This is a genomic window from Gordonia sp. DT219 (assembly GCF_049847065.1).
GTDB lineage: Bacteria > Actinomycetota > Actinomycetes > Mycobacteriales > Mycobacteriaceae > Gordonia.
In genome coordinates, this window is the sequence record NZ_JBNCNR010000002.1 from 1 (window position 1) to 14,962 (window position 14,962).

The following is a 14,962-nucleotide window of genomic DNA, read 5'->3' on the forward strand; positions in this document are numbered from 1 at the left end:
AACGAACTCGGCTACCACAAGACCAGCGACGGCCGGCTCGACGTGCGCGCGAATCTCGATGCGGTCGCCGGGGAGAAGCTGCACAGCCTCGTCGAAACACTGTCCGCGCCAAAGCCTCAGCCCGACGGATCGCACGATCCGCGGCCGGCCGAACGCAAACGTGCTGACGCCTTCGAAGCGATCCTCGAGCTCACCCAAAAGGGCCTCGCCGACGAGACGGTGTCCTGCAAGCCGACCGGTGGGGTGCTGTTGACCATCCCGGCCGACACCCCGAAGCTTTCCGCGCTGGAGTTCATGGGATCGGTCACGCCCGCCACCGCGAAAACTCTCGGCTGTGACGCAGGGATTACCGTCGTCATCGTCGACGGCGACCAAGTGCCGCTGAACGTGGGTCGCGAGAAGCGTCTGTTCACTCCAGCCCAACGAAAAGCGTTGCTACTGCGCGACAAATCCTGCATCAAGTGCGGTGCGCCCGCATCGCGCACCCAGGCGCACCACCTCGTCAGCTGGGTTGACGGTGGGGCCACCGACCTGGACAACGGCTGCCTGCTGTGCACCAGCTGTCACCACGACGTCCACGATAGTGGGTGGGATGTGGTGATGGGCTTCGACCGGCATCCGTGGCTGATCCCACCCGCCACGGTCGATCCCCGACGACGACCGCTGCCGGCCTACAACCGGCGCACCCTACGCCTCGACAGCGCTGCCTGAAACCGGCCGCCTGACACCAGCCGCCTGAACTCAGCTGCTTGAAACTGCCCTACCCACAACGCCTTTCTGACCCTGCACCCGGCTTGCCGGGACCGCGACCGTTCGTTGAGAACTTCATAGGGCTTCGGCCCACGCCCCGTGTATGGCGACACGTGAAAAGATGGCGACACGTGAACGCGGCTACGCAGGCTCTTCGGTCTCGATGCGTACGGCGTCGGGGTAGAACGCGAGATGGTCGGCGATCGGCGCGACGGCCTGGTACGGATCGGCGTAGAACCAGGCCTTGTCTGCGGCCGCGGTGCCGTCGGCGGCTCGCAGCCCGTGATATCCGGCCTCACCCTTGTACGGGCAATAGGTGGAATGTGCACTGTCGGTGAGTACCTGCGCATCGACGTCGGCACGTGGAATGTATTGCACTGGTGGGTATGTCGCCTCGCGCAGAGTCAGCGCATGCGTGGTGTCGGCGATCAGTTGATCGCCGAACCATATCCGCACCCGACCCGGTGTGGGATCGACGGTGATCGGATGGGTGGCGTCCGGGATGAGAGTGGGACGGTCGGTCATGATGCCTCCTGGTGGTGGATGTTGCTACTGCGGGCGCCAAGCGCCCGCGCGTCGAGGATGCTTGCGGCCTTGTGTAAATCGCCACGCACCGCCGCGGGCGCGAGCGACCGCACCAAGTACAGCGCCGGTGCGGCGAGGACGGGCACGGTCAGGTGCGCACGGGCCCGGACCTTCGTCGACTGCGCCCTGGTCGATTGCACGCAGGTCGATTGCGCGCTGTGGTCGGCGAATTCCAGGCTGAGCGCGGCATCGACCGGCCCCCACCGCCCGATCTCCCGCCAGCGTCGCCCAGCGGTGCTCTCGACGACCTCCATCGCCGAGCTGACGAACGGGACGGCCGTGACGTCGGTCCAACTCGAGCCGACGCCGCCCGGCGTACCGAGATCCATGACGCCGTCGACGCGGCGCAAACTCGCCTGCCACAGTGGGCGGTGACGCGGATCGGTCAGATAGCGGTAGACGTCATCGCGATCGGCGGCGAAATCCACCGTCACATCGGCCACCAACATCCGCATCGTCGGTCCCATGGTTCACGATCCTGCTCTGATCATGACCCGGCTCCCAGCCGGGGCCACGATTCCGGGCCGGAACTGCCGGCCGGATATTCCTCCAGCGGCACCTTGCCCGCGTTCCACGCGTCTATCACGGGTTGCACGATCCGCCAGCACTGTTCGGCCGCGTCGCCCCGAACGGCCAGGGTGGCGTCGCCGTCGAGAATCCCCGAGAGCACCTCCGCGTATGCCCGCAACGACCCATGGCCGAGGTCGGCGTCGAACCCGATCGCCTTGATCTCGAATGGGTTGGCGCCGTCGTGGATGTTGAGTTCCACGCGCATGACATCCGGACTGAACCTCAGCCGCAACACATTCGGTGCCACGGTGCTGCCGAACTGCTCGGGCAGATGGCGCACCGGGCGGAAGGTCAGGGCGATCTCCTTGGTCGCGGGTTCGAGTGCTTTTCCCGAGCGCAGCGTGAACGGCACGCCCTGCCACCGGGCGGTGCGCACCTCGAAGGTCGCCTCCGCCAGGGTCTCGATGTTGCGTGACGGATCCACTCCGTCTTCGTCGACGTAGGACGGTAGATGTTTGCCTCCGGCCTCACCGGCGGTATAGCGGGCCCGACGGGAGTGGGCGACCGGGTCGTCATCCCAGATCTGGACCGCACGCAGGGCCGCGCCGGTCGCATCCCGCAGATCGCGTTCACCCAGTGACGCGGGCGAATCCATCGCGACCACCGACAACAGTTGCAACAGATGGCTTTGCACCATGTCGCGCAGCGCACCGGTCTTCTCGTAGAAGTCGGCGCGGCCCTCGAGACCGAGATCCTCGTCGTATCGGATGACCACGGACTCGATGTGATCGGCGGACCACACCGGCTCGAACATGCGATTGGCAAAACGGACACTGAGCAGGTCGAGCAGCACCGATTGCCCGAGGAAGTGGTCGACGCGGAAAACCTGGCGCTCGGGGACGAGTTCGGTGAGCAACTCGTTGAGCGCGTGCGCGCCGGCTTCGTCGGTACCGAACGGCTTCTCCGACACGAGAATCGTGCCGTCCGGAATGTTCACATCCCGCAACGCTTCACAAGAGCGCTGCGTGATCGCGGCCGGCACCGCGAAATACAGCACTGGCCGACCCTTTGCCTCACCGAGAAGCCGGGTGAGATCCGCCGACTTGGTGAGATCCCCTTGGCGGTAGACGGTTTCGCCGGCGAGCGCGCTGGCGGCGGGGCCGGCATCGCTGCCGAAGGCCTCCCGCACCTCCGAACGCCAGTCGTCGTCGGCCCGCTCCGACCGACCGACCCCGACCAGATGCACCTGCCGATCCGGCTCACCGTCCAGCAATTGCCCCAAGGCGGGTAACAGCAGCCGCTTGGTCAGATCTCCGGTGGCACCGAAGATGATCAAGGTGGTCTCGGACATGCTTCTCCTCTGATCGACGCCGATCGACGCGCCGGTGCGGCACCTGTTCGAAGCCTACGCATTCTTCGGCGCGCGCGTCCCGGGTGCAGAGATCGCGGGTGTAGATATCGCGGCGGCGGGTAACCGCTCTGGAAAGAACTCCCACGAGCTCGACGGTGAGGAAGCGTAAATGAATCGTGACGACCCCAGTGACAGTGACACCGACCGCCGCACCCAGGACCCAACGAGCGAGGTCAACCCGGACCCATCGCAGACGCCCGGCCTCGAACCGGGCGGTTCGGTGCGCCCGGGCGACACCCCGCCCGAATCGCCGCAGACGTCGGGCCTCTCCCATCAGGAAGCACCGATGGCCCAGCGGTTTCCCTACACGGGGAGACTCGCGCTGGTCGCGGTGGCGCTGATCGTGATCGTGTTCATCCTGGTCGCCATCTTCGTCGTGTGGTGAGTTCCCGGAGAACGTGAATCCTTCACGCCGTCGGGACGATGTCGCAGCGGGCGCGCAGTTCGCGATACTCCGGCCAGTCGGTGAGGATCGCGGCGGCGTCCGCGCGGTCCAGCGCGGCCGCGGCGGTCGGCAACACGTCCACCCCCTCGACGTCCACCACCTCGACGTCCACCACCTCGCCCACCCGACTCGGTGGCGAGATGGTGGGATCGTGACCGACCACCGCCACACGCGCGTCCATCAGGTGCCCCGCGATTCGCAGCGCGGGTGACGCAGCAAGGTCGGCGGTGCCGGCCTTGAAGGTGAGTCCGAGGATGGCCACCGTCGGCCGCTCGGGGTTGCGCCGCCGGGCGAGTTCGGCCAACCGCTGGGCGATCCGGCGCCCGCGGTCGTCATTGGCGTCGACGGCCGCACTGATCGTGGTGAGGCCGATTCCGGTCTCCGACGCGGAGGCCAGCAGCGCCTGACTGTCCTTGGGCAGACACGAGCCACCCCAGCCGGGGCCGGGCGTCAGATGCGCGGGCCCGATGCGCGGATCGAGTCCCATGATCTCGGTGGTGACGCCGATGTCGGCGCCCACCGCGTGCGCCAGGTCGGACAGTTCGTTGACGTAGGAGAGTTTGAGCGCGAGATAGCCGTTGCACGCATACTTCGCCAGCTCCGCCGAGCGGCTGTCGGTGCGGATGAGCGGCGCGTCGAGCCCGTCGTACAGTGCGGCCACCTCGTTCACCGCGTCCGGTGAGGCGCCGCCGACGACGATGCGGTCGGGTTCGAGGAAGTCGTGCAGCGCCCGGCCCTCGCGAAGGAACTCGGGATTGGACACGACCTCGATCTGCCGGTGTGCCAATCGCTTTCGAATGGTGTCGGCGGTACCGACGGGCACCGTCGACTTCACCACGATGACCGAGTCGGCGGCGAGATGGACGACGACGTCGTCGATCACCGAGTCGGCGACGGAGGTGTCGGCGCTGCCGTCGGGGCGACCGGGCGTGGGCACGCAGACGAAGACCACCGTGGCCGGAGCGAGACGCGACAGCTCGGTGCCGAACAGGAGCCGATCCTCGCTGCGCCCGGCGGCGAATGCGTCATCCAATCCGGGCTCGGCGAGTGGACAGTGCCCCTGCTGCAGTCGGCGCACCTTGTCGGCGTCGTTGTCGATCACCACGACGCGGCAGCCGAGGCGGATCATCGCGGCGGCGGTGGTCGCACCCACGTATCCGGCGCCGATCACCCCGACGGTCCGCGCCTGCCCCGTGTGCGGTTCACCGAGTTCGTCACGCATGCAGTACCTCTCTGTTCAGGTCGTCGACGGCAGCGAGCACCTGCTCCGGACGGATCGCGGCCAGGCCGGGAAAGGTCGTGTCGCCGTGAGGGTCTCCGGTGGTGCCGGACCACAGCACGCGATGACGCGGCGAACTCGGTGGGCCCCACAGCGAAGGCGGGGTGGGCCCGAACAGCACCACCGAACTGGTCTGATAGGCGGTGGCGAGGTGCGCGACCCCGGTGTCGCCGCAGATCACCAGGCGCGCGGACGCGATCAGCCCGACGAGCTCGGTCAGATCCTGCCGGCCGGCGAGGACCTGCTCGTCGGGGAGTCCGGCGGCGTTGGCGACCGCGAGCGCGCTGGGCCGCTCGGCCTCGTTGCCGGTCAGCACCACCTCGGCCGAGCAGGCCAGGTTTGCGACGACCTCGGCGAAACCCGACTCGGGCCATCGCCGTGCTGCCGCCGCCGCACCGACGTGCACGACGATCACGCCATCGTGACGCCCGGATGTGTGCGGCCGGTTCAGATGCAGATCCGTCGGGTCGGCGGGCATGTCTGCCCACTCGAGCAGCCGCGTCCACTTACGGGTTTCGTGTAGATCCGCCTGCCACTCCGGACCCGCCACGCCCGGAAGGTCCGGATGGGCGTGCGTGATCAGTTCGCGCGGACGGGTATCGGCAAGCAGCCGGGTGCTCTGCGGCCCGGCACCGTGCAGATTGACCGCGATGTCCACCCGGTCGCACCGCGGTATGCGGGCTTCGAGTCCATTCACGGGCAGCAACCGATCCACGCTGCCGATCTGCTCCACCAGCGGACGCAGGTGGTCCGGGGTGGCCAGGGTGATGTGCGCGTCGGGGTATCCGCGGCGCAATCCCCGCAGGGCCGGGACCGCGGTCAACAGATCGCCGAGTCCCAGCGCCCGCAGCACCAGGATGTTCACAGTCATCTCGGTCTCCGGTCGGCGACCCGGTCAGGGCCAGGACGATTCGGTGGATTCGCACACCACCAGTTCGCGGATCTCGCAACCCGACGGCTGCGACAGGGCGAAGAGCACCGTCTGGGCGACGTCGGCCGGATCGTTGAGGCGCACATCGGCCGGTGGCTTGTACTGGTCGGGCCGACCGTCGAAGAACGCGGTGGACATCCCGCCCGGCACCAGCGTGGTCACGCCCACCTCACCGGCGAGTTCGGCGGCGAGCGCCCGCGAGAATCCGACGACACCGAATTTGGACGCGCAGTATGCGGTGGCGTCCGGCAGCGCCCGCAGCCCCAGCGTGGACGCGCAGGTCACGATGCGGCCGTGCGTCTGGCGCAGATGCGGGATCGCCGCGCGGGCCACCGCCGCGGTGCCGAGCAGGTTCACCGAGATGACCTGTTCCCAAGGCCCGCGGTCCACGTCCTCGAGCCGGCCGCACGCATCCGAACCGGCCGCGGTCAACACGCCGTCGAGGCGGCCGGTGGTCGCGGCCACCAGATCATCGATCGCCTCCCCGACCGCGGCGGTATCCGCGAGGTCGATGCGCCGATGCTCCACGCCCGGTGCGGGTTCGGCCCGGTCGAGGACCAGCGGTGTGCCGCCGGCCTTGCGTACCGCGTCGACCGTGGCCGCGCCGAGCCCCGACGCTCCTCCGGTGATCAACACGGTTCCGGGTGCGGTGTCTGCCCGTGTCATGTCGCCTCCTGTCATGTCGGCTCCTGTTCTGTCGGCTTCTGTCCTGTCGGGATCTGTTCTGTCGGGATCTGTTCTGTCGGGATCTGTCACGATGCGGCGGCTGCGCGGGCGAGGCGGGTGGTGGAGTGACCGGGCACCCGGCCGAGCACGACGACCCGCCCGCCGTGCGCCCGCACCACCGGTGTCTCCGGCATGGCATCGGGGTCGTAGTCGTCGCCCTTCACCCACACGTCCGGCCGCAGCGAGGCCAGCACACGTTCGGGGGTGTCGTCGTCGAAAATGATGACGTCGTCGACACATTCGAGCGCATGCAACACCCGCGCCCGGTCCTGCGCGGGAACCAGCGGGCGGCCCGGCCCCTTGTTGCGGCGGATGGACTCGTCGGAGTTCAGGCACACGACGAGACGGTCGCCGAGTTCACGCGCCCGCCGCAGGAGCGAGATGTGCCCTACGTGCAGCAGGTCGAAACATCCGCCGGTGGCCACCAGCGTGCCGTCGCGACGCGACGTCGCCTCACGGGCCGGACGCAGTAGCAGATCGAGGACCGACTCGTCGTCAACGGCCCGGTGTGCCCACTGCTTCACCCCACCGCCGTGCACCAGCGCCGAGGCGACCCCGACGGCGTCGGCGACGGCCTGCGCCACGCTGCGTCCACCGGCGAGCGCGAGCGCGGCCGCAGCGGCGAAAGCATCACCGGCGCCGCAGGTATCGAGCGGCATCGTCGCGAGCTCGGCCGGGATCACCGGAGGCGCCGACGCACTCGTCGCCTCGCCGGCAATCAGGACGGCTCCGTCGGCGCCGCAGGTCACCACGATCGACGACGCACCCGACCAACACCGTGGTGTATCGGCAGGCGCACTGCGCCAATCGAATCCGAGTCGCGCCGCCTCGTCGGCGTTGGGGGTGATCAACGTCGTGCCCCAGACCGGGTCGTGGCCCCGCGGATGCGGATCCCAGACCACCGGCGTACCGCGCAGCGCGGCCTCGGCGACACGATCGCGCAACCAGCCGATCGCGGTGACGCCCCGGCCGTAGTCGGACACCAATACAGTCTCGGCGGATCCGATCGCGTCGCAGGCCTTGTCGATCGGCACGTCGGCACGTGCGACGCCGTGGCCGGTGTCGACCCGGGTGACCAGCGCGCCGTCGGCGATGATCCTTGTCTTGCAGACGGTTTCGCCGTCGAGCGGCAACGCCACGACGTCGACGTATTCGGCGAGCGCAGCATCGAGCCGCCATCCCGCGGCGTCGTCGGCCAGTGCGGTCACCAGGGTCACCTCGGCACCCCGGCGCGCCGCGAGAATCGCGGTCAAGCCTGCGCCACCGGGGCTCTCGCGGCATTCGTCGGCGTCGACGACCGGCGCCGTCGGCGCTTCCGGCGACGTCCGGGTCGACGTGCCGACGATGTCGCGGTCCAGCAGGGTGTCACCGATGACGACGACTCGCGGCGCACTCATACGCGCACCCCCAGTTCGCCGTCCAGGGCGAGACACAGGGCGTGGATCAACATCAGGTGGATCTCTTGGACCGTCGCCACCGTGTCCGCTTCGACCGCGATGTTCTCGTCGCTGCTCCCGGCCAGCGAGTTGGGTGCAGGCCCGGTGATCGACCACGTCCGCAGCCCCATCTCCTGCGCCGCTTTCGCCGCCGCGAGGATGTTGCGACTCTCGCCGCTCGTCGACAGCAGGAATACGACGTCTCCGGGCCGGCCGTGCGCCCGGACCTGCCGCGCAAACCCGCTCTCCTCGCCGTAGTCGTTGCAGATGGCCGTCAGTGCGGTGCCGTCGGAGTGCAGCGCGATCGCCGAGAGCGGATGCCGGTCGTAGCGGAAGCGGCCGACCAGTTCACCGGTGAGATGCTGCGCCTCGGCGGCACTCCCACCGTTGCCGCACACCAGGAGTCGCCCGTCGTGGGCGTACATGTCGGCGAGTCGAGTGGCCCACGACCGGATCACCGGAGCCGCGGACGTGGCGGCCTGCGCCGCTCGGGACAACGCGGCGAAGTGCTGTTCGATCATGTCGGTCTCCCAACCGTCGTCGGTGGCGATTCCGGAGCGATCCGGAGAGTCGTTGTGCGTCAAAGGATTCTGGTGCCACAGCGAATCCACCGCAGCGACGACCGCATCGGGTGCGATGGAGTCCAGGCACGGATGTCCGGCTACCGGGCAGGTGCGTGCCCGCGTCATCCGGCATGGTGCCTGCTGATCGCCGAGGATCACCCGCGGCACACCGTGGGGCGCCCAGCGTGCCGCGGGGACGACCGGTGCGAACAGCGAGACCACCGGTGTGCCGACGGCGGCGGCGAGGTGGGCCGGTCCGGTATTCGGCGAAACCACCACCCGGGCACCGGCGAGCACCACAGCGAGATGTCCGAGGGTGGGCGTGGACGCCGGCTCGGCGTCGGATTCCTGTGCCACCGTTGCAGCCCAATCGGATTCACCGGGCCCGTGCGTCACCACCACATGGCGGCCTGCGTGACGCAGCGCTGCGGCGATCTGCGCGGTGTGGGCGGGCGTGGGCATTCGCGCGGGCACTGCGGCGCCGGGATGGATGGCCACATAGTCGCCCTCGAATGGCGCTTGCATCTCCGGGAGGAGCACTCGCAGCCGCGAGCCGTCCGCATCGGCGGGCGCGCCGGCGGCCTCGGCGAGCTCCAGCATGCGTTGTGCCTCCGACACCTCACCCGGCGGCGGTAACCGTAGATCGAGCAACGAGCCCGGATAGTCCTCGCTCACCGCTCCGATCCACCCGACACCGGCCATCCGCAGCAGTAAGGCCAACGGCAGCGATGACTGATGAAACGACGTGAAGATGAGGGCGGCGTCGTGTCCGTGCAGACGCCGGCACAGCGCGGCGATCTCGGCGGCGCCGACCGGCGGCGACTCGACCCCGCTCCACGGCGCGTCGTACACCACGACGTCGTCGATTCCGGGGAGCAGGCGGGCGGCCGGCTCTCCTGCCGGACCGACCAGCAGAGTCAGCGAGCGCGCCTGCTGCGCAACCGCTCTCAAGGCCGGGCCGGCGAGAAGCACATCGCCGGCCGAGTCCAGACGGGCGCACAACACGCGTCGCCCGGTGAGCGGACCGGTCGATTCCGCGGTCATCGGTTCGCACCCATGATCAGGTCCACGGCATGGACCAGCGAGGAGGCGACTCGGGCGTGCTCGCGCGCCGCCGATACCTCCTCGGGCCGGGTTCGGTTGGTGGGCACCAGGATCGCGTCGGCTCCGGCCGCTCGTGCGGCCTCGACGTCGGCGCCGATGTCGCCGACGACCACGCACTCGGATGCGGGCACACCCAGCTCTTCGGCGGCCCGGCGGACCATGCCCGGCAGCGGCTTACGGCAGGAACAGCCGGCGTCGGGGGCGTGCGGACACACCTGCCAGGTGTTGAAGGGACCGAGCAACTCGCTCACCCGCGCGTTGACCCGCGCCAACGCATCGGTGCTGATGAGTCCGCGGCCCACGCCGGATTGGTTGCTGATGATTCCTGTGCGTATTCCGTTGCGGCGCAATGCGCTCAGTGCTTCGACGGCGTCCGGGACCGGGTCGACCCCATCCGGGTCGTCGAGGTAGGGCACGTCCACGATCAAGGTGTCGTCGCGATCGAACAGCACCACGGCGGGACGGCGCGGGGCACGCGGGCGGCGGACGTGCCACTCACCGCGCAGCCGATGCGTGATCGCCGCGAACGGGATCAGCGCACTGGTCAGCAGCATCGAGGCCACTTCGCGTGGCGTGCGCGGTCCGGGCACGATCCGCCGCAGGGCGAACTCGAGAAGTGCAGTGGCCCAAGCGGTTGCCGATATCACGGCCAGCCGCCGATGACGGAAACCCACTCCGGCAACGACACCAGCCGCAGCCAGCACGGTCAACAGGTGCCGACCCGGGCGCCCGGGCCCGGCCCCGGTCGCGGCGCGCCAATTCCGTCCGTGTTTGTGGCGCATCAGGGCGTCGTCGGCGTTGCCGGCCTGGACCTTCACACTGCGCAGGAACCCGCCCGGGGCGATCGGATGGTCGACGACGCGCTCCCCCGAACGGATCTCGTGGCCGGCGCGGGACACCCGCAGGCCGAGGTCGGAGTCCTCGCGGTAGGCGCGCGGGAATCGAGGATCGAAGCCGCCGACCTCCAGCAGCACGCTGCGCCGGTAGGCCATCTCGGCGGTGATCCATTGCGCCCCGGCCAATCCGAGCGTGCGCCGCTGGTCGTCGGTGGGCCGCCCCGACGGCGCGGGAACGTGCACCCGGGCCTGGCTGGCGACGATACTGCGATCGAGTACTCGCAAATCGTCGGCCACCTGCCGGGTCCAGTCCGCGGGCAACTGCACGTCGTCGTCGACGAAGACCACCCATTCGGCCGACACCGACTGCCAGCCACGGTTACGCGCCGCCGCCGGACCGTGGCCGTCGCTGGCGACCACCCGCGTGGGGCAGGCCTCCGTGGACGGCATCCGCAAGGCCGGATCGGGATCGCGCCGATCGTCGACGACGACGATCTCCTCGGGCAGCGGTGCCGGGCCCGCCAGGATGCCCCCCACCAGATCGGTGAGGGCGTCTCGACCGATCGTGGGAATGACCACCGCATAGGTGAGTTGGTCAGTCATGCCGCCGCACCAGGAACGGACCGAGTGCCATCGCGTCGACGGGCGCCGACCCGAACAGCTCGAGGGCGTCGAGCACGCTGTCGACCATCGGGCGGCCGGCCGTGTTCAGGCTCGTGTTGACGATCACCGGCACCCCGGTCTTCTCCGCGACGCACTCGAGAAGGTGCGCGGTCTGCGGATCCGACTCACGGTCGACCGTCTGGATGCGCGCCGTCCCGTCGACGTGGGTGACCGCGGGCAACCGGACACGCCAGTCGGGGTGGACATCGTGGACGAAGAGCATGTAAGGACTGGGAATCGGGCCGCGGGAGAAGATCTCGGCGGCGCGATCGGCGAGCACCATCGGGGCGATGGGCCGGAACTGTTCGCGGCCCTTCACGTCGTTGATCCGCTCGAGGTTTCGTTCGTTGGATGGGTTGGCCAGCAACGACCGATGCCCTAGTGCCCGCGGCCCGAACTCGGACCGGCCCTGAAACCACGCGAGGATGCCGTCGTCGGCGAGGATCTGTGCGCAGGCCGCGCCGATGTCGTCGGGCCGCTCGAAGGGCACGCGGGCGGCGGTCAGTTGTGCGGCGATGTCCCTATCGTCGAATTCGCGGCCGAGGTCGGCGCCGGGGAATGGTGCGATGGTGTCGCCCGCGTCAGCCGAAACCGCCAGCGCCGCACCGAGTGCGGTGCCCGAGTCGCCGGCGGCGGGTTGTACCCACACCGACTCGAAGGGGCCCTCGTGGTGAATGCGGGTGTTCGCAACACAATTGAGCGCGGTGCCGCCTGCCATGGCGAGGTGCGCGGCGCCGGTGGCCCGGTGCAGCCACGTGGTGAGCTCGAGCAGCACCTCTTCGGTCACCATCTGCACGCTGCACGCCAGGTCGGCGTGTTGCGGATCGAAGGGCCCGGTCGGTTCGCGTCGTGGGACGAAGCCGTCCCAGTCGATCGGTTCGGTGACGAAATGTCCGCCCGAGGTCGCGTGGACCCGCTCGCGCAGGTCTGCGGCGAACCGTGGCTGCCCATAGGAAGCCAGCGCCATGACCTTGTATTCGTCGCTGGAGCGCGCAAACCCGAGATGTTCGGTCAGGTCCTCGTAGAACAGTCCCAGCGAATGCGGCAGTTGTTGTTCGGCGAGGATCTTCAGCTGCCCGTCGAGGTAGTGCCCGGCCAGCATCGACGTGTTCTCCCCACGCCCGTCACAGGTCAGGACGGCACAATCTCCCCGCGGATGCAGGAGACCGGCCGACGCCGCATGCGCCACGTGATGGCGGACGAACACGAAGCCGCCCAGGTCGACCCTGGGGAGCAGTGTGCGCAGGAAAAGCGGTGCGCGCCGGGCGAAGTCGGTGCGGATCGGCTCGGATCCGGGATCCAGGCCCGGACCATGGTCGGCGGCCAGATCGGGATCGTAGGAGTACGCCACCGCATCCAGATCGGCGCCGGTGAGGCCGGCTCGCGACAACACCCAGCGGATCGCGTTCTCCGGGAGTTCCCACGCGGAGAACGGCACCGGCCGTTTGCCGTGCTTGCGTCTGCTGAAACGTTCCTCTTCGGCGGCAGCCACCACCTGCCCGTCGACCACCAGCGCTGCCGCCGAGTCGTGAAAGACGGCATTGATACCCAGGACCCGCACTCTGTCCTCCCCGAGTCTCGTTCGGTTGATGACGGGCGGTTACCCGTCGCCACCGACTCGAAACCACCTATAGGGAATTCGCCGGTCACGGGCCTGCACGCCGCGTCCGGCTCGGCCTCGATGCTCGACGTTTGGCCCGGTCACCGGCCGGGTAGACGGCGTGCCATGGACTCCGACAAAGCGCTGGGCCCCGAAGACAGACGCGGGGGCGATGGGCCGGCGATCACCGTGGTGATCATCACCCACAACCGCTGCGCCGAACTCGACCGGACGCTGGCCGAACTCGACCGTGGCGGGATGCCGCCGACGATCGTGGTCGACAACGCCGGCACCGATGCGACCGCCGATGTGGTGGGCCGCCACGCGGCGGCGCATCCGATGGTGCGCTATGTCCGTTTACCGCAGAACATCGGTGCGCTCGGACGCAATCACGGGGTTACGTTGGCCGACACTCCCTACGTCGCCTTCTGCGACGACGACTCCTGGTGGGCGCCAGGCAGTCTCGATGCCGCGGTCGAGGTACTCGACGCGCACCCCGAGGTCGGGGCGCTCACCGGCCGGACGTTGGTGAATGCGGAGAACCGGCCCGACCCGATCAACGCCGAACTCGCCGCGAGCACGCTGCCGGGGCCGGCCTCGCTACCGGGTCCGCGGGTACTCGGCTTCCTCGCCTGTGCGACGGTCGTACGGGTCGACGCCTTCCGCAGTGTCGGCGGATTCTCGCCCGTTCTGGGATTCGTGGGTGAAGAGGCGCTGCTCGCAATGGATCTCGCCGCCGACGGCTGGTACGCGTGCTACGTCGAGGAGCTGGTCGTCCATCACCACCCGTCACCGATGCGGTCACCGTCGGACCGGCGCGGCCGCGAACTGACCAACTCCGTGCTGACCGATGCGATGCGTCGGCCGTTACCTCGTGCCGCACGTTCGGGCGCCACGCTGCTCGGTGCGCTGCTGCGGCGCGAGGTCCCGCCCGGCCATCTGGGCCGGGCACTGTCGGCGTTGCCGGGCGCCCTACGGCACCGGGTTCGACTACCCCCTGAGGTCGAGCGGGATCTGGTGGCCCTGGAGGCCGGCCGATGACCGAATTCGCGACGACGGCCTCGCGGGTGACCGTCGTGATGATCACCCATAATCGCCGGGACCAACTGGACCAGACGCTGACCCGGCTGGAGCCCACGGTGGGTGACGTACGGGTCATCGTGGTGGACAACGGGTCCGACGACGGCACCGTCGAGATGGTGCAGACCCGGCATCCGGGTGTCGAGGTGATCGGGCTGCCCGACAACGCCGGCGCGGTGGGCCGCAACATCGCGATCGAGCGGGTGCACACCCCGTATGTGGCGTTCTGCGACGACGACACGGTGTGGCAACCCGGGTCGCTCGAGCGCGGCGTCGCGCTGCTCGACGCCCACCCCGGGCTGGCGACGGTGACCGGGAAGTGTCTCGTCGAGCCGGAACTCGCCGAGGACCCCATCACCCCGGAGATGCGCGGGTCACCGCTTCGGCGGCCCGAGTGGATGCCCGGCCCCGCACTGCTGGGAATCATGGCCGGGCTGACCATGATTCGCACCGACGCGTTCCGTCAGGCCGGCGGCTTCTGCGAGCGCTACTGGCTCGGTGGCGAGGAGGAGTTGCTCGCACTCGATCTCGCGGCCGCGGGCTGGCACATGGTCTGGGATGAGCAGATGGTCATCCACCATCGACCGTCGGTGCGCCGCGACCCGACCCGCCGACGCCAGTTGGGCATCCGAAACACCCTGTGGACGTTGTGGTTACGGCGCCCGGCGATCCACGCGCTGCAACGTTCGTGGCGCATCGTCGCCTCCGCTCCACGCGACCGTGTCACGCTCGGTGCCGTCGCCGAGGCGGCTCGGTCCGCCGGCTGGGTGCTGCGCCATCGCAAGGTGGTGCCCGATCACGTCGAGGCCGGACTGCGGACGCTCGAACACAGTCAGGACCATTCGGTCGCAAGGCAATACGTCGGTTGACGGGCCGATCGACATGAATACCGCGGTCACCGCCACACCCACCGGTATCCGGGTGATGTTTGGCACCTGCGCCGACGGGTATTCCGGCCTGCAACGCAAGTGCCCGCGCCAACCAGAATGCCCAGATGACCTGAATGCCCAGAAGACCAGAAGAGCAGAAGACCAAGGAGAGTA

The 14,962-nt window shown here is 69.1% G+C and carries 14 protein-coding genes and 1 pseudogene; 4 read left to right on the plus strand and 11 right to left on the minus strand.

The features are described from left to right. Nucleotides 1-711, plus strand: a 711-nt coding sequence (locus ACPXB3_RS03365; RefSeq protein ID WP_425726429.1) for a DUF222 domain-containing protein, incomplete at its 5' end; no start/stop codon positions are given. Nucleotides 712-891: 180 nt separating this feature from the next. On the opposite strand, the gene ACPXB3_RS03370 is transcribed toward ACPXB3_RS03365, so the two are convergent. From ACPXB3_RS03370 to ACPXB3_RS03380, 3 genes are read right to left on the minus strand one after another with little or no spacing between them, the layout of a single operon-like run. Further along, nucleotides 892-1,275, minus strand: a complete 384-nt coding sequence (locus ACPXB3_RS03370; protein WP_425706074.1) for a DUF427 domain-containing protein — start codon at nucleotides 1,273-1,275, stop codon at nucleotides 892-894. Next, nucleotides 1,272-1,802, minus strand: a complete 531-nt coding sequence (locus ACPXB3_RS03375; protein WP_425706073.1) for an SRPBCC family protein — start codon at nucleotides 1,800-1,802, stop codon at nucleotides 1,272-1,274. The genes ACPXB3_RS03370 and ACPXB3_RS03375 overlap by 4 nt, the downstream gene beginning before the upstream one ends. A 20-nt stretch (nucleotides 1,803-1,822) precedes the next feature. Then, complete coding sequence (locus ACPXB3_RS03380) at nucleotides 1,823-3,196, minus strand: glucose-6-phosphate dehydrogenase (protein ID WP_425726431.1); 1,374 nt, start codon at nucleotides 3,194-3,196, stop codon at nucleotides 1,823-1,825. A gap of 169 nt (nucleotides 3,197-3,365) precedes the next feature. Between ACPXB3_RS03380 and ACPXB3_RS03385 the strand changes: the two genes are divergently transcribed. Beyond that, the gene (locus ACPXB3_RS03385) at nucleotides 3,366-3,641 is read left to right on the plus strand and encodes a DUF6480 family protein (protein WP_425706071.1); all 276 of its coding nucleotides are present in this window, start codon (nucleotides 3,366-3,368) and stop codon (nucleotides 3,639-3,641) included. Between the two features lie 22 nt (nucleotides 3,642-3,663). On the opposite strand, the gene ACPXB3_RS03390 is transcribed toward ACPXB3_RS03385, so the two are convergent. The 8 genes and pseudogenes from ACPXB3_RS03390 to ACPXB3_RS03425 all read right to left on the minus strand — a co-directional run bounded on the left by ACPXB3_RS03390 (nucleotide 3,664) and on the right by ACPXB3_RS03425 (nucleotide 12,800). Further along, a complete protein-coding gene (locus tag ACPXB3_RS03390; RefSeq protein WP_425726433.1) occupies nucleotides 3,664-4,923 on the minus strand; it encodes a nucleotide sugar dehydrogenase in 1,260 nt (419 codons plus the stop codon). Beyond that, entirely contained in the window at nucleotides 4,916-5,851 is a 936-nt protein-coding gene (locus ACPXB3_RS03395; protein ID WP_425726435.1) for a glycosyltransferase family 9 protein, read from the minus strand. The genes ACPXB3_RS03390 and ACPXB3_RS03395 overlap by 8 nt, the downstream gene beginning before the upstream one ends. 24 nt (nucleotides 5,852-5,875) lie before the next feature. Then, entirely contained in the window at nucleotides 5,876-6,577 is a 702-nt protein-coding gene (locus tag ACPXB3_RS03400; RefSeq protein ID WP_425726437.1) for an SDR family oxidoreductase, read from the minus strand. Between the two features lie 86 nt (nucleotides 6,578-6,663). Next, the gene (locus ACPXB3_RS03405) at nucleotides 6,664-8,034 is read right to left on the minus strand and encodes a PfkB family carbohydrate kinase (RefSeq protein ID WP_425726439.1); all 1,371 of its coding nucleotides are present in this window, start codon (nucleotides 8,032-8,034) and stop codon (nucleotides 6,664-6,666) included. Beyond that, the gene (locus ACPXB3_RS03410) at nucleotides 8,031-8,594 is read right to left on the minus strand and encodes a D-sedoheptulose-7-phosphate isomerase (RefSeq protein ID WP_425726892.1); all 564 of its coding nucleotides are present in this window, start codon (nucleotides 8,592-8,594) and stop codon (nucleotides 8,031-8,033) included. The genes ACPXB3_RS03405 and ACPXB3_RS03410 overlap by 4 nt, the downstream gene beginning before the upstream one ends. Before the next feature lie 156 nt (nucleotides 8,595-8,750). After that, nucleotides 8,751-9,680 (minus strand): annotated as a pseudogene (locus tag ACPXB3_RS03415) (glycosyltransferase family 9 protein); the annotation flags it as partial. Then, nucleotides 9,677-11,179, minus strand: coding sequence for an HAD-IIIA family hydrolase (locus ACPXB3_RS03420; protein WP_425726441.1), 1,503 nt, complete (start codon nucleotides 11,177-11,179; stop codon nucleotides 9,677-9,679). The pseudogene ACPXB3_RS03415 and the gene ACPXB3_RS03420, both read right to left, overlap by 4 nt. Beyond that, entirely contained in the window at nucleotides 11,172-12,800 is a 1,629-nt protein-coding gene (locus tag ACPXB3_RS03425) for a carbamoyltransferase family protein (RefSeq protein ID WP_425706065.1), read from the minus strand. The genes ACPXB3_RS03420 and ACPXB3_RS03425 overlap by 8 nt, the downstream gene beginning before the upstream one ends. Before the next feature lie 165 nt (nucleotides 12,801-12,965). Here ACPXB3_RS03425 and ACPXB3_RS03430 point away from each other — a divergent pair, with 165 nt between their 5' ends. Together ACPXB3_RS03430 and ACPXB3_RS03435 are read left to right on the plus strand one after the other, a co-directional pair. Beyond that, nucleotides 12,966-13,880: a glycosyltransferase family 2 protein gene (locus ACPXB3_RS03430; protein WP_425706064.1), complete on the plus strand. Its 915-nt coding sequence runs from the start codon at nucleotides 12,966-12,968 to the stop codon at nucleotides 13,878-13,880. After that, complete coding sequence (locus ACPXB3_RS03435; RefSeq protein ID WP_425706063.1) at nucleotides 13,877-14,788, plus strand: glycosyltransferase family 2 protein; 912 nt, start codon at nucleotides 13,877-13,879, stop codon at nucleotides 14,786-14,788. The genes ACPXB3_RS03430 and ACPXB3_RS03435 overlap by 4 nt, the downstream gene beginning before the upstream one ends. Nucleotides 14,789-14,962: the final 174 nt, after the last annotated feature.

Bases quoted from the DNA above. Each gene is read 5' to 3' on its own strand.
- ACPXB3_RS03395 (WP_425726435.1), bottom strand. From the start codon at position 5,851: ATGACTGTGAACATCCTGGTGCTGCGGGCGCTGGGACTCGGCGATCTG.
- ACPXB3_RS03430 (WP_425706064.1), top strand. From the start codon at position 12,966: ATGGACTCCGACAAAGCGCTGGGCCCCGAAGACAGACGCGGGGGCGAT.
- ACPXB3_RS03435 (WP_425706063.1), top strand. From the start codon at position 13,877: ATGACCGAATTCGCGACGACGGCCTCGCGGGTGACCGTCGTGATGATC.
- ACPXB3_RS03420 (WP_425726441.1), bottom strand. From the start codon at position 11,179: ATGACTGACCAACTCACCTATGCGGTGGTCATTCCCACGATCGGTCGA.
- ACPXB3_RS03410 (WP_425726892.1), bottom strand. From the start codon at position 8,594: ATGATCGAACAGCACTTCGCCGCGTTGTCCCGAGCGGCGCAGGCCGCC.
- ACPXB3_RS03375 (WP_425706073.1), bottom strand. From the start codon at position 1,802: ATGGGACCGACGATGCGGATGTTGGTGGCCGATGTGACGGTGGATTTC.
- ACPXB3_RS03405 (WP_425726439.1), bottom strand. From the start codon at position 8,034: ATGAGTGCGCCGCGAGTCGTCGTCATCGGTGACACCCTGCTGGACCGC.
- ACPXB3_RS03390 (WP_425726433.1), bottom strand. From the start codon at position 4,923: ATGCGTGACGAACTCGGTGAACCGCACACGGGGCAGGCGCGGACCGTC.
- ACPXB3_RS03380 (WP_425726431.1), bottom strand. From the start codon at position 3,196: ATGTCCGAGACCACCTTGATCATCTTCGGTGCCACCGGAGATCTGACC.
- ACPXB3_RS03385 (WP_425706071.1), top strand. From the start codon at position 3,366: ATGAATCGTGACGACCCCAGTGACAGTGACACCGACCGCCGCACCCAG.
- ACPXB3_RS03370 (WP_425706074.1), bottom strand. From the start codon at position 1,275: ATGACCGACCGTCCCACTCTCATCCCGGACGCCACCCATCCGATCACC.
- ACPXB3_RS03400 (WP_425726437.1), bottom strand. From the start codon at position 6,577: ATGACACGGGCAGACACCGCACCCGGAACCGTGTTGATCACCGGAGGA.